Raw genomic sequence first — 12,112 nt, 5'->3', positions numbered from 1 at the left:
TCAGGCGTCGTACTCCTGGATGCGCCGCCCATGGCTCCGGTCGGTCAGCGCGGGCAGGCGGTGGCCCAACTCGCGGAGGACGGCGGGGAGGTCGAGGGTGAGCAGCTCGCGGTCGCGCATCAGGACCCGGCCGTCGACGACGGTCGTGCGGACGTCCGACGCTCGGGCGCTGTGCACGAGGGTGGCGGCGAGGTCGTGGACGGGCTGGGTGTGCGGGCCGGTGAGGTCGACCAGGATGATGTCGGCGCGCCGGCCGGGCGCGAGGGTGCCCACGCCGGAGCCGAGGCCGACCGCGCGGGCACTCTGCACGGTGGCGTGGTGCAGCGCCTGACGGGCTGTCAGCCAGCGGGGATCGCCTTCGGCCGCCTTCTGGGTCAGGGCGGTCAGCGTCATCGCCTCCCAGACGTCGAGGGAGTTGTTGGAGGCGGCGCCGTCCGTGGCGAGGCCGACGGGGACGCCGGCGGCGCGCAGGGCCCGTACCGGAGTGGTGGCCGGCCAGGCGAACCTGAGGTAGCCGCGGGGCGCGCTCGCCACGGCCGTACGGCCGCCCGTGCGGGCCAGCAGCGGAAGGTCGCGCTCGACGATGCCGGTGCCGTGCGCGATGAGCAGGTCGGTGTCGAGCAGTCCGGCGTGGTCCAGGACCTCGATGGGGGTGCGGCCGTGCCGGGCCAGGCTGGTGTCGGTCTGGTCGCGGTTCTCGGCGGCGTGGAGGTGGACGGGCAGGCCGTGCCGGCGGGCGAGTTCGGCGGTGGCGGCGAGGTCGGCGTCGGTGACGGTGTAGGGGGCGTGCGGGGCGAGGGCGGTGGTGATACGGCCGTCGGCGGCGCCGCGGTGGCGCAGCGCGAACTCCGCCGAGCGCTCCCGGCCTTCGGGGCCCTGGCTGGAGAAGTAGGCCTCGCCGAGGTGGGCGCGCAGCCCGCACTCGGCGACGACGGCGGCGACGGCGTCCATGTGGAAGTAGTGGTCGGCGAAGCAGGTCACCCCGCCCCGGATCATCTCGGCGCAGGCGAGCCGGGCGCCCAACTCCACGTCGTCGGCGGTGAGATTGGACTCGACGGGCCAGACGACGTCGTTGAACCACTCCTCGATCGGCAGATCCTCGGCGAGGCCGCGCAGCATCGTCATCGGCGCGTGCGTATGGCAGTTGATCAGCCCGGGCATGGCGACCTGCCCGCGTGCCTCGATCCGCTCCAGGGCGGGCAGTTCCCGCGCGGACGCGGCGGTCGTCACCGACTCGATGACCCGGTCGCGTACGACGATCGCCGCGTCGGTGCGAAACCCGATCTCTTCCTGCTCCTCATGGACGAGCACGGTGCAGCCGGTGATGACGAGGTCGGCGGGAGAGGCGCTCATGCGGCCACCGTACGGTTATGCGGCCGCCGGCAGCGGTACCTCGATCCCCTGGGTCTCCAACTCGCTCAGCGCAGCACACAGTTGTCCGAGGTGCCGGTGCGTGAGGCGGCCGGTGTCGTCGAGGTGGACGGCGCAGGCCGTGGTCGTGTCGACAAGTCGCTCCAGAAGGTCCGCGACGGCGTCCGTGCCCGCGGTGTGCCGGGCGAGGGCGGGCAGTTCGGCGGCGGCGAGCGCGATCGCGGTGCGGGCCTCGGCGAGGGTGCGGTAGGCCTCCCGACGCAACGCCCACCGCTCGGCACGGTGACCGGGCTCGGCGCGATCACCGGACACGGCACGCTCGCCGGGCCCGCCGAGGTCACCGGAGGCGGCGCCGGCGCCAGACTCACCGTGAGCACCAGACGTACCGCGAGCATCAGACTCACCACGAACGCCGGACTCGCCGAGAGCACCTGACTCGCCGAGGACGTGGACCAGATAGGCCTGCGCGGCGCGACCGGCCGTGGCGAGCCGGGCGTGTACCCCGGCGCCGCGCTCCCCCGGCATCGGCAGATGCCCGACGATCAGCACGAGCGCGCAGGCCAGCAGGGTCTCGCCGATACGGCTGGCGGAGGCCTGCGGCTCACCGCCGGCCATGGTCAGGGCGAGGACGAGGACGGTGACGACGGCGGTCTGCGCGGCGAAGTGCCGGGTGGCGACCGGGACGAGCGCCCCGCAGACCGCGACCAGCGCGATCAGCCCGGCGGGCCGGGGCAGCAGCGCGGCGAGCCCGGCGAACACCAGGGCGCCCAGCACGGTCCCGGCGGCCCGGCACAGCACCCGGGAGACGAGCGGCCCGAGGTCGGGCTTGACGAGGAAGACGGCGGTGGCGGGCAGCCAGTACCAGTGCTGGTGCTGGCCGTACCAGCGGGTGTGGTGCAGCGCCTGGGCGATGGCGGCGCTGGCCCCGAAGCAGAGGGCGACGCGCAGCCCGTACTCGCGTCCGCCGGTGCCGAACGCGGCGCGCAGGGCGTCCTGGACACCTCGGCGCCGGGTGAGCAACCGCTGTCGCGCGCCGTGTCGCGCGCCGTCCGCCCGGTCGAAGGACTCGGCGGCGCGCAGCAGGGCGTCGTCCAGGGCGCGCAGGGCGGCAACTGACCGGCTGGGGGCGGGAAGCGGGCCGGTGCCGGTGTCGCCGCGGACGGCGGCGGCGAGCCGCCGGGGCCCTTCCGCGGCCCGCGCCGAGACCGGCTCCCCCGCCCAGAACAGGGCGGTGGCGGCCTCGGCGAGGGGCAGGGCGGCCATGTACTGGGCGTGCAGCCGGCGCTCGGTGGCCGAACTGGCGTACCGGCGCAGCCGGGGTCCGGCGAGGGCGTCCTGGGCGTGGTCGAGGGCGGCGGTGAGCGCGGCCCGCCGCGCGGTGGCATGCGGTCCTCCCACGGCCTCGACCAGCGCGGCGACGGCGTCGTACACCTCGGCGACCGCCGCCCGCTCCCCGTCGAACCGGAAGTCCCCCGCGGGCGCACCGGGCGTGGGCAGGGCGAGCCGCAGCAGAAGCAGCCAGCCGGCCCCGGCGAGGAAGGCGAGGGCCCGCTGCCACCCGCTCTCGGCCGCCGGCATCCCGGCGCCGAGCGCAGCCCCGACGAGCAGTTGCGTGCCGGCGGCGGAGGCGACGGGCCCGACCGCGCTCACACCGCCGGCGACCAGCCCGAGCCCCGTGAGCGCCAGGGTCAGCGGTACGGCGGCCAGCCCCTGCCCGGCATACGTGCCCACGAGCAGCCCGAGGGCGCCGGCCAGCGCGGGCACCCCGAGCCGTGCGACGGAGGCCCGCCGGCTGCCGGGCCGGTCGTTGATGCCGGCGAGCATCGCGGCGACGGCGGCGAGGACGCCGACGGCCGTCCGCCCGGCGAGCACCCCGGCGAGCAGCAGCGGTCCGGCGGCGAGGACGCCCCGGATCACCGCGCCCCAGGGGACGGGACCGCGCTGGGCGCGCAGGGCGTGGGCGAGCCAGAGGGGTGTGACGGGCCGGGACACGGGGCTCCTGTACATACGAGGGCGGGGTGGGCCTTCGGACGACGGTGGCCGGGCTGCGGGGCGTGCTTCCCACGGTAGATCGCGTTCCCTGAGCGAACGGGCCGATCACGTTTCGAGGAGGTGAAAGGTGCCGGGGTGGGCGGTTTCTTTATGAACGCAATGCGCCGGCGATGATCTTCTCGACCTCGGTCACGGCGGGGACGAGGACTTCGGGTCGGGCCCGCAGCCCGCCCACCACCGCGTCGATCCCGCGCAGCCCGGCCCGTTCCAGCAGCCGCTTCTCGTTCGTCACCCACTCTCCGCGGGCCGCGAGTACGGCGTGGGCGGCCTGGGCGGCGGCTGTGGCGAGGGCGCCGGCGGTCTCGGTGAGGCGGCCGTGGGCGGCGTGGTTGTTCTTCGCGTAGTCCAGGGTGGCGCGGGCGGTGCCGTGCCAGTGGCGGGCGGCGGCGGTGCGCAGCTCGGCCGGGTAGCCGGCGGGTCGGGGCAGGGTGCCCTTGAGCACCTGGTTGAGGGCCAGTTCGGCGACCAGCAGATAGGTGGGGATGCCGGCGAGGTGGAAGAGCAGGGGCTCCACCCGGAAGCGGCCCTCCTCGGCCTCCGCCAGCTCATGCTCGACCACGTCCAGGTCCCGGTAGTGCACATCCACCCGGCGTCCGTCGACGGTCAGCCAGGCGCCGCCGTTGAAGACCCCGCCGCCCCAGCCGCCGACCTCGGACACCTCCCCTTCCCAGCCGACGGCGCGCAGGGCGTCCGGGTCGAAGGCACCGCGGTAGTAGATCGCCAGGTCCCAGTCGCTGTCGGGGCGATGGGTGCCCTGGGCGCGGGAGCCGCCGAGGGCGACGGCCCGCACGGCGGGGAGGGCGGCGAGGCGGTCGGTGGTGCGGGCGAGGAACTCGGCGTCGGAAGGCTGGGACATGCCCTCAGCCTGCCGCAGCCATCCCGAAGTCCGCTCCTGAAATTTCCGCGAGGCCCTCCGCGATGCGTCGCAGTGGCTCGCGCAGCGCCGTGAGATCGGCTCGCATCTCCGCGGCCTGAGGCCAGGCGAGTTCGTGGTCGAGCGGCGCGGTGTCGGCGGGGCGGCCCGCCTCGTACGCGGCGAGCCGGGGGTGCCAGGTGGTGGTGAAGGGCCGGATGGTGTCGTTGATCAGGGCGTAGGCGAGGCTCTGCACCGTGGTGGCGCCCTCGGCCGTGCCCTGCTCCAGGCGGATGCTGTAGGTGTGCAGCGTGCCGCGGGTGAAGTCGATGAGCGACTTCAGCGACGACAGGGCCTCGCGCAGGCTGCCCGTGCCGGGGGCGAGTTCCTGCACCCCGATCCGGGTGACCAGCTCGACCTGGATGTCGAAGGCCGCCATCCGCTCCGACTCGCTGGGGGCTGCTGACACGAGGGCCTCCCTACGGCTTCCGGGTAGGGCCAGCGTAACCGTCTCGCGGTGGCCGCAGAGGGTGCGCAGGGCCGCGTGCCGGAGGGCTTCGGCGCGGGCGGGCGCGGGGTCGTGCTGGTGCCAGGCGTGCAGGGTCACGGGGTGGAGGGACCAGTGGTCGCCATCCGCACCGCCCTGGCCGGTCTCGGCGGCCGGCGTCAGCAGGCTGCGCGTGTGCAGTTCCGCGATGCCGTTGCCCGCGCGCCGGCCCGCCACGACGCGCGGCACCCGGTCCACGGCGGCCAGCACCCGGCACACGTCCTCGGCGGTCACCGGCAGGGGGTACAGGGCCGCCGCACAGCGCAGTACGTCGGCCGCGTCGACGGTGTCCACGTCGTGGACGACGGCCGCCGTGACGTCGTGGCCGGCGAGCGTGTCGAGGAGGGATGCGCCCCGGGCGTGCAGCCGTTCGTACAGGTCCTGGGCGCGGCGCCCGGCCCGCAGAGCGCCGCCCAGCAGTGCCAGGGCGAGCGGATGGCCGCCGGCCGTCTCGGCCAATGTCCCGTTCCCGCCGACGAGTTCGAGCGCGTGGACGTCGTCCAGCGGCCCCAGGTCGACGGGCGTACCGAGGGCGGCGTAGGCGCGGCTGCGCAGGGTGTAGACGGTGTGACCGAGCGGGTGCGGTGCCGCCATCGCCGCGATCGTCCGCAGCGGGACCCGGTCCTCGGCGACAGCGTCGACGATCCACAGGAACGGTTCGCCGATGCCATCGAAGTGGCCGAAGAGGGACGGGGCCGCGCCGCCCAGGCCGCAGGCGCGCAGCGACGCGTCGTAGTCCCGTCCGTCCAGCCGGAACACACCGCCGGGGTACGCCGCCTCGAAGCGGACCGCGTACTCGTCGGCGAGGAGTGTCTTGCCGATGCCGGCCATGCCGCGGATCTGCACCGTGCGGGTGGCGGACCGGCCGACGGTGAGCGGGGCCGCGTGGGCGTGCAGGGCCGAGTGCACACGCCAGAGTTCCGAGAGCCGGCCGAGGAACTCGGGGTGCGGTTCCGGCGCCCGGCGCCGGCCCTGCCCACCGCCGCGCTCACGGATCGCCATGGGCCCGGCCAGCCGTGCGACATGCTCGCGGACGTCCTCGACGAGGGCGGCGGGGTCGTCGGCGGACGCGTGCCGGGCGTCGCGGAGTTCGACGGGGTGGATGTGCCCGGTGGTGGGCTCCGGGTTGACGACCATGACCCGGCGCCGCGGATCGCCCTCCTCCAGTCCCGCGAGATAGGCGGTCGTCAGCTCCCACTGGCAGGCTTCCCGTTCGGGGTAGGCGGCCGAGTAGTAGGCCAGCAGCGCCTTGGAACGGCCCAGTTCGCGCCGGATGGTGTCGCTGATGCCGGCGAAGGACGCGACGCCGGTCTCGTCCGTGAACACCGTCAGCCCGCCGTCGCGCAGCGCACGGGCAAGCGGACGAACCTGCTCCACATCACCGCGGCTGTAACTGAGGAAGACGTCCCACACGGCGACTTACCCTACTGTGGGTACCGGGGAGGGCGATCATGGCACACAGGCGGCGCAGGCGGCGGCGACCCAGCGGTCCCACGCAGATCACGGCCAAGCTCACGATCCCGTTCGTCGGCGAGATCTCCGGCACCTGGGAGCCCGCCGACGCGGAGCGCAGCGCGGCCTGGGAGCTGTATCTGGAGCTGGTGACGCGGGTCTCGGTCGAGGAACTGGGACGCGAGGAAGGGCTGCTGCGCGAAGCCCTGTCCTCGATGTACACCTTCTTCACCACCACACGGGAGATCCTCCGGCGCTACGGCCCCGAGGTCGCGCCGCCCCTGTCCCCCGGCCATGTGAGCTTCGGCGTCCTCGCGGTGACCGTCCTCAACCGGGTCCTGCGCCCGCTGCTCGGCAACTGGCATCCGCGGCTGACGGCCCATGAGTCCGGGCGGCCCGAGGGCAGCGATCCGGTGGCGTGGGAGCGGGAGTGGGAGCACGCGGACGCGCTCCGCACGGAGATCGCGGCGGTGCGCGGGTCCCTGACCTCGCTGGCCCGAACGCTGCAGGAGGTGGCCGGGGTCAGTGATCTGATCAACCCGGCCGGCGCCCCGGCGCCGCGGTCGTCAGGGCCGGAAGGCAGGCGAAGGACAGATTCGGGGTACCCCCCCCCGGAGTTCAGGGGGCTCCTGACAGCACCGGCGAATAGAGGCTCGTCGCGCTGCGGATCTCGGACACCGCACGCCGGACGGGTCGCGAAGACGCCATACGGGGCCGCAGCCCGCTGAGAGAGCCGTCCTGAAATCCAGATGCGGGCAGGGCCGAGGGGAACGATCATCGGGACGTCGCCCACTGTCGTATGCCGTCTGTCGTGTGCCGGTTGCCGTCTGCCGTCTGTCGTGTGCCGGTTGCCGTCTGCCGTCGTAGGAGCCGCCTCGTGATCCAGCGCGTGACCGTCCCGACTCTCTTCCCGCCTCCCGCCTATGCCCATGCCTCCGTCGTCGAGGCCGGGACGAAGCTGGCCTTTCTCGCCGGGTCCGTGCCGCTCGACGAGAAGGGGGAGATCGTCGGTCCGGGTGACCCGGTGCGGCAGGCCGAGCAGGCGATGGCCAACCTTCATGCGCAACTGACGGCCGTCGGGAGCGACTTGGCGCATGTGGTCGCGACCGAGGTGTACGTGGTGAGCAGTGAGCCCTCCGTGCTGTCCGCGGTGTGGGAGGTCGTCGAGGCGTCCGGGCTGAGCACGGGCCCGCACTCGTCCACCCTGCTCGGCGTCGCCTGCCTCGGGTACACCGGGCAGCTGGTGGAGATCACGGCCACGGCCGTGGTGCCGGAGCGGGCCGGGGCGACCGGAGCGGGAGGAGAACCGGTGACGGACGAGGTGGTACTGCGCCGGGCCGTGGCGGACGACGCCCGCGCCGCCGCCGATGTGTGGCTGCGGTCCTTCCGCGCGGCGCTGCCCACCGTCGTCCGGCCGCACTCCGACGACGACGTGCGGGCGTACTTCCGGGATGTCGTGGTACCGGCGCGGGAGACCTGGGTGGCGCAGGCGGCGGGAGACGGTGGCATCGTCGGGGTGATGGTCCTGGACGAAGAGGAGTTGTCCCAGCTGTATCTGGACCCCGAGTGGCGGGGGCGCGGCATCGGCGACCGGTTCGTGGCGCTGGCCAAGGAGCGCCGCCCGGGCGGGCTGACCCTGTGGACCTTCCAGGTCAACCAGCCCGCCCACCGGTTCTACGAGCGCCACGGCTTCACCGCCGCCGAGTCCACCGACGGCAGCGGCAACGAGGAACGGGAGCCGGACGTGCGTTACGTCTGGCGACCCTGAGCCCGGTCGTCCAGCCCACCCGGGGGTCGGCGACTCTGAGCCCCGTCCTCCGGCTCGTCCAAAGGTCGGCGACCCTGAGCCCCGTCCTCCGGCTCGCCCGAGGGCCGGCCCCAGCGGCGGGTCTTGGGCAAGGGCGTGCCGTAGCTGCCCGCCCGGCTGGTGGTCAGGCCCAGGTTGACCAGGGACTCCGCGAGCTTGACCGCCGCCGCGACCCCGTCGACCACCGGCAGCCCGAGCTTGTCCCCCACCGCCCGCTGCAGTCCCGTCATCCCCGCGCAGCCCAGGACGAGGACCTCGGCGCCGGCGTCCCGGGCACGCTCGGCCGCCGTCAGGAACGCGGACTCCGTGCGGCCGGGATCGTCGGCGAGGTCGAGGACGCCCAGGCCGGTACCGACGACGGCGGCGCAGTTGCGGGCCACGCCGGCGGTCTCCAGGCTGTCCTCGATCTGCCCGCGCGAACGGTCGAGGGTGGTGACGACGCCGTAGCGACGGCCGAGCAGGCAGGCGAGGTGGGCGGCGGCCTCGGTGATGTCCACGACAGGGACGTCGACCAACTCCCGTACACCTTCCCGGCCGTGCTCGCCGAACCCGGCCAGCACGACCGCGTCGTACGCCGGTCCGTCGTACGTCCGCAGTGCGTCGAGGACGGCGGCGGCGGAGAGATAGCTGTCGAGCCAGCCCTCGGCGGACGCCGGACCCCAGGCCGGGGTCAGACCGGTCACGGTGGTGTCCGGTCCGGCGGCGGCCCGCGCGCCACGGACGATGTCCTCGGTCATCTCCCGCGTGGTGTTGCAGTTGGTGACGATGATCCGCACGCCCGTCAGACCTCCCGGGCCGTGCGCGTCCGGCGGCTCAGCAGCGCGTACAGGCCGGCGCCGAGTGCCGTGCCGATGAACCAGGAGTACGGCGCCACGTCGCTGAAGCCCTTCACCAGGGCCAGTACGGCGGCGACCGCGGCGGCGGGCAGGAACGCCCACAGCGCCGTCGGGTTGACGCCCCCGCGGTAGTGGTACGGGCTGCCCGGCCGGGCGTCGAACAGCGCGTCGACGTCGATCCTGCCGCGCTTGACCCGGTAGTAGTCGGTCATGATCACGCCGAACAGGGGGCCCAGGAAGGCGCCGAGGCCGCCGAGGAAGTAGTTCACCACGGTCGGGTCGGAGAAGAGGTTCCAGGGGGTGACGACCAGCGCGGCCACGGTGCTGATCATGCCGCCGATCCTGAAGGTGATCTTCTGCGGCCAGACGTTGGCGAGGTCGTACGCCGGTGAGACGAAGTTGGCGACGATGTTGACGCCCATGGTGGCGATCGCGAAGGCCAGCGCGGCGATGACCAGCACCCAGGTGTTGCCGACCTTGGCGACCAGTTCCGCCGGGTCCGTGATGGCCTGTCCGAACGCCTTCAGCGAGCCGGACGTGACGATCACCGAGACGACGACGAAGGCGGTGGAGTTGACGGGCAGGCCCCAGAAGTTGCCGCGCCGGACGGTCTTGTAGTCGGGTGCGAAGCGGGAGAAGTCGCAGAAGTTGAGCATCAGCGTGCCGTACGTGGCGAGGATGAGGCCGATCGCGCCGAACCACTGCCGCCACTGCTCGCCCGTGGACACGGGATGCGGGGTGGAGGTGAGCGAGATGCTCCAGTGGGCCTTGGCCAGCACCCAGACCGCCAGCGCGATCATCACCAGCCAGATCACCGGGCCGCAGAAGTCCTGGAACTTGCGCACCGCCTCCATGCCCTGGCTGATGATCACCCACTGCAGCAGCCAGAGCGAGACGAAGGAGATCCAGCCGAGCGCGTCCAGGCCGAGGAAGGAGTGGTGGGTGAGGGAGGCGAGGCCGGGCCAGGCCGCCAGCAGCATCACGTTGACGGCGACGGAGGCCAGATACGTCTGGATGCCGTACCACATGATGGCGATCACGGCCCGGATCAGCGCGGGGATGTTGGCGCCCCAGACGCCGAAGCTGATGCGGCTGACGACCGGGAAGGGCACGCCGTGGCGCTGGCCGATCCTCCCCATCCAGTTCATGCCGGCGTAGATGAGCACGAAGCCGACGAGCAGGGCGGTGAAGACCTGCCAGACGTTCATGCCGAGGACCAGCAGACCGGCGGCGAAGGTGTAGTTGCCGAGGTTGTGGACGTCGGACATCCACATGGCGAAGAGGTCGAAGACCTTCCAGTTCCGCTGCTCGGCGGGGGCGAGATCCTCGTTGACGAGGCGGGGGTCGGGGACGAACGCGGGGGCGCCGGTGGCTTCGGCGCGGTCGGCGAGGGACACGGGGCCTCCTGGACGGGGGACGAAGGGCCGTACCGCAGCTATCACGGGAACTCGGGCACACCACTGGCCGAAAGCCAGCGATGCGGCCCGGTTTGGTATACCAAACTGCCGACATGGTGCCGTCGTCAAGCGTGCGGACCGATGTCCTTGCCGTTACGGCCCCGTAAAAGTCGCCTCGCGTCGGCGAAGATGGGCCCATGACGAAGATCGAACCCCTGGGCGCGGTGCGCGAGCGGGTCCTGGCGAGCCTGCGGGAGGACATCATCGCCGGGCGTCTGGGACCGGGTGACCGGCTCGTCGAGCGGGAGTTGGCCGACCGGTTCGGTGTCTCGCGCGTGCCCGTGCGGGAGGCGATCCGCGCACTCGTCGCCGAGGGCTTCGTCCTCTTCGAGTCGGCCCGCCGCACGGTCGTACGGCGGCTGACCCCGACCGACGTCCGGGAACTCTTCGAACTGCGCGAGGCGTTGGAGGTGTACGCGGCGGGGCTGGCGGCGTCCCGGGTGACCCCCGAGGCCCTGGCGGAGCTGAGGGAACTGCTGGAGCGGGCGGCACGGGCGACGAAGGAGGGGGACGCCGAGGCGATCACGGACATCAACACGCGCTTTCACGACCGCATCCGCGCCCTGGCCGGCAACAGCCTGCTGATCTCGGTCATGGAACCGGTCGACGGTCGCCTGCGCTGGCTCACCCGGCGCAACGAGGAGTGGCCACAACTCCTCACCGAACACCGCGGGTTGTACGAGGCGATCGCCTCCGGCGACCCCGACCGCGCCCGCGCCCACGCGCTCGACCACGTCCGCGCCAACTACCGGTCGACGGTACGGCATCTGTTCGGATCCGATCCCGCCGAGGGTGGCTGAGCCCCAGCTCTCGGCTCCCGAAGAACCGGCGTCGAGAGTTCTCGGCCGCCGATGGACCGTTGTCGGCAGCTGCCGGCCCCCGAAGAACCGCTGTCGGCCGCGGGCGGTCACCCCAGCCCCGCCGCCTCCGCCGCCGCGCGCAGCACCTCGCGGAGCATCTCGGCGGTGAGGCGGCCGGTGAAGGTGTTGCGCTGGCTGACGTGGAAGCAGCCGAAGAGGTCCAGTCCGTCGAGGGCGACCCGGGTGCCATGGGCGAAGGCAGGGTGGGGCCGGGGAACGGTCCAGCCCGCCTCGGCGAACGCCGACAGCGCGGCCTGCCAGCCGAAGGCACCGAGGACGACCGCCGCCTTCAGTGTCGGCCGCAGCAGCCTCAGCTCCTGGACCAGCCAGGGGCGGCAGGTGTCGCGCTCGCCAGGGGTCGGCTTGTTGGCGGGCGGAGCGCAGTGCACGGGCGCGGTGACGCGGACGCCGTACAGCTCCAGCCCGTCGTCGGCGCTGACGGAGGACGGTTGCGAGGCGAGCCCCACGTCGTACAGCGCCTGGTAGAGCACGTCTCCGGAGCGGTCGCCGGTGAACATCCGGCCGGTGCGGTTGCCGCCGTGCGCGGCCGGGGCCAGCCCGATGATCATCAGTCGGGCGTCGGCCGGACCGAAGCCCGGCACCGGCCGCCCCCAGTACGTCCAGTCGGCGAACGCGGCCCGTTTCGTCCGGGCCACCTGTTCACGCCACTCGACCAGCCGAGGGCAGGCCCGGCAGTCCGCTACCCGCCGGTCGAGCCGGGCGAGGGCGCTGCTGTCCTCCATACGGCCACCGTATGCCCATCGGCCCCGGACGCCGGATTCCCTCTGTCGCCGGACCCGATCACCCGGCTTCATCTTCGGCTTCGGCTTCGGCTTCGGCTTCGGCTTCGAGAACAGCCGCGGGGGTGCGGGGGTGC

10 protein-coding genes and 1 pseudogene are annotated in these 12,112 nt (G+C 73.3%); 4 read left to right on the top strand and 7 right to left on the bottom strand.

Annotation, left to right across the window (positions count from 1 at the left end; translation table 11 throughout):
• The 4 genes from AB0L75_RS12190 to AB0L75_RS12175 form a co-directional block, all read right to left on the bottom strand.
• Positions 1 to 1,353 (bottom strand): amidohydrolase, encoded by a 1,353-nt coding sequence (locus AB0L75_RS12190; RefSeq protein ID WP_365179183.1) that lies wholly within the window; start codon positions 1,351 to 1,353, stop codon positions 1 to 3.
• 15 nt (positions 1,354 to 1,368) lie between these two features.
• Positions 1,369 to 3,378 (bottom strand): FUSC family protein, encoded by a 2,010-nt coding sequence (locus tag AB0L75_RS12185; protein ID WP_365179180.1) that lies wholly within the window; start codon positions 3,376 to 3,378, stop codon positions 1,369 to 1,371.
• 133 nt (positions 3,379 to 3,511) lie between these two features.
• The gene (locus tag AB0L75_RS12180) at positions 3,512 to 4,279 is read right to left on the bottom strand and encodes a nucleotidyltransferase domain-containing protein (RefSeq protein WP_365179177.1); all 768 of its coding nucleotides are present in this window, start codon (positions 4,277 to 4,279) and stop codon (positions 3,512 to 3,514) included.
• A 4-nt stretch (positions 4,280 to 4,283) separates the two neighbouring features.
• Positions 4,284 to 6,236 (bottom strand): toll/interleukin-1 receptor domain-containing protein, encoded by a 1,953-nt coding sequence (locus AB0L75_RS12175; protein ID WP_365179174.1) that lies wholly within the window; start codon positions 6,234 to 6,236, stop codon positions 4,284 to 4,286.
• Positions 6,237 to 6,274: 38 nt separating this feature from the next.
• Between AB0L75_RS12175 and AB0L75_RS12170 the strand changes: the two genes are divergently transcribed.
• The 3 genes and pseudogenes from AB0L75_RS12170 to AB0L75_RS12160 all read left to right on the top strand — a co-directional run bounded on the left by AB0L75_RS12170 (position 6,275) and on the right by AB0L75_RS12160 (position 8,043).
• Complete coding sequence (locus tag AB0L75_RS12170; protein WP_365179168.1) at positions 6,275 to 7,003, top strand: hypothetical protein; 729 nt, start codon at positions 6,275 to 6,277, stop codon at positions 7,001 to 7,003.
• Between the two features lie 71 nt (positions 7,004 to 7,074).
• A pseudogene (locus tag AB0L75_RS12165) lies at positions 7,075 to 7,533 on the top strand (RidA family protein); the annotation flags it as partial.
• 51 nt (positions 7,534 to 7,584) lie between these two features.
• Complete coding sequence (locus AB0L75_RS12160) at positions 7,585 to 8,043, top strand: GNAT family N-acetyltransferase (protein ID WP_365179806.1); 459 nt, start codon at positions 7,585 to 7,587, stop codon at positions 8,041 to 8,043.
• On the opposite strand, the gene AB0L75_RS12155 is transcribed toward AB0L75_RS12160, so the two are convergent.
• Positions 8,025 to 8,858: an aspartate/glutamate racemase family protein gene (locus tag AB0L75_RS12155; RefSeq protein ID WP_365179166.1), complete on the bottom strand. Its 834-nt coding sequence runs from the start codon at positions 8,856 to 8,858 to the stop codon at positions 8,025 to 8,027. The genes AB0L75_RS12160 and AB0L75_RS12155 overlap by 19 nt on opposite strands.
• Before the next feature lie 5 nt (positions 8,859 to 8,863).
• Positions 8,864 to 10,315, bottom strand: a complete 1,452-nt coding sequence (locus AB0L75_RS12150) for an NCS1 family nucleobase:cation symporter-1 (RefSeq protein WP_365179163.1) — start codon at positions 10,313 to 10,315, stop codon at positions 8,864 to 8,866.
• A 197-nt stretch (positions 10,316 to 10,512) separates the two neighbouring features.
• Between AB0L75_RS12150 and AB0L75_RS12145 the strand changes: the two genes are divergently transcribed.
• Entirely contained in the window at positions 10,513 to 11,175 is a 663-nt protein-coding gene (locus tag AB0L75_RS12145) for a GntR family transcriptional regulator (RefSeq protein WP_365179160.1), read from the top strand.
• Between the two features lie 107 nt (positions 11,176 to 11,282).
• On the opposite strand, the gene AB0L75_RS12140 is transcribed toward AB0L75_RS12145, so the two are convergent.
• Positions 11,283 to 11,978, bottom strand: a complete 696-nt coding sequence (locus tag AB0L75_RS12140) for a uracil-DNA glycosylase (RefSeq protein ID WP_365179157.1) — start codon at positions 11,976 to 11,978, stop codon at positions 11,283 to 11,285.
• Positions 11,979 to 12,112 lie beyond the last annotated feature (134 nt).

Origin of the sequence: Streptomyces sp. NPDC052101 (genome assembly GCF_040680235.1) — a bacterium.
Taxonomy (GTDB): domain Bacteria; phylum Actinomycetota; class Actinomycetes; order Streptomycetales; family Streptomycetaceae; genus Streptomyces.
This window is presented reverse-complemented; position numbering and strand designations above follow the sequence as displayed.

Excerpts from the sequence above, each read along its gene's own strand:
- AB0L75_RS12180 (WP_365179177.1), bottom strand. The coding sequence starts at position 4,279 with ATGTCCCAGCCTTCCGACGCCGAGTTCCTCGCCCGCACCACCGACCGC.
- AB0L75_RS12170 (WP_365179168.1), top strand. The coding sequence starts at position 6,275 with ATGGCACACAGGCGGCGCAGGCGGCGGCGACCCAGCGGTCCCACGCAG.
- AB0L75_RS12185 (WP_365179180.1), bottom strand. The coding sequence starts at position 3,378 with ATGTACAGGAGCCCCGTGTCCCGGCCCGTCACACCCCTCTGGCTCGCC.
- AB0L75_RS12190 (WP_365179183.1), bottom strand. The coding sequence starts at position 1,353 with ATGAGCGCCTCTCCCGCCGACCTCGTCATCACCGGCTGCACCGTGCTC.
- AB0L75_RS12145 (WP_365179160.1), top strand. The coding sequence starts at position 10,513 with ATGACGAAGATCGAACCCCTGGGCGCGGTGCGCGAGCGGGTCCTGGCG.
- AB0L75_RS12140 (WP_365179157.1), bottom strand. The coding sequence starts at position 11,978 with ATGGAGGACAGCAGCGCCCTCGCCCGGCTCGACCGGCGGGTAGCGGAC.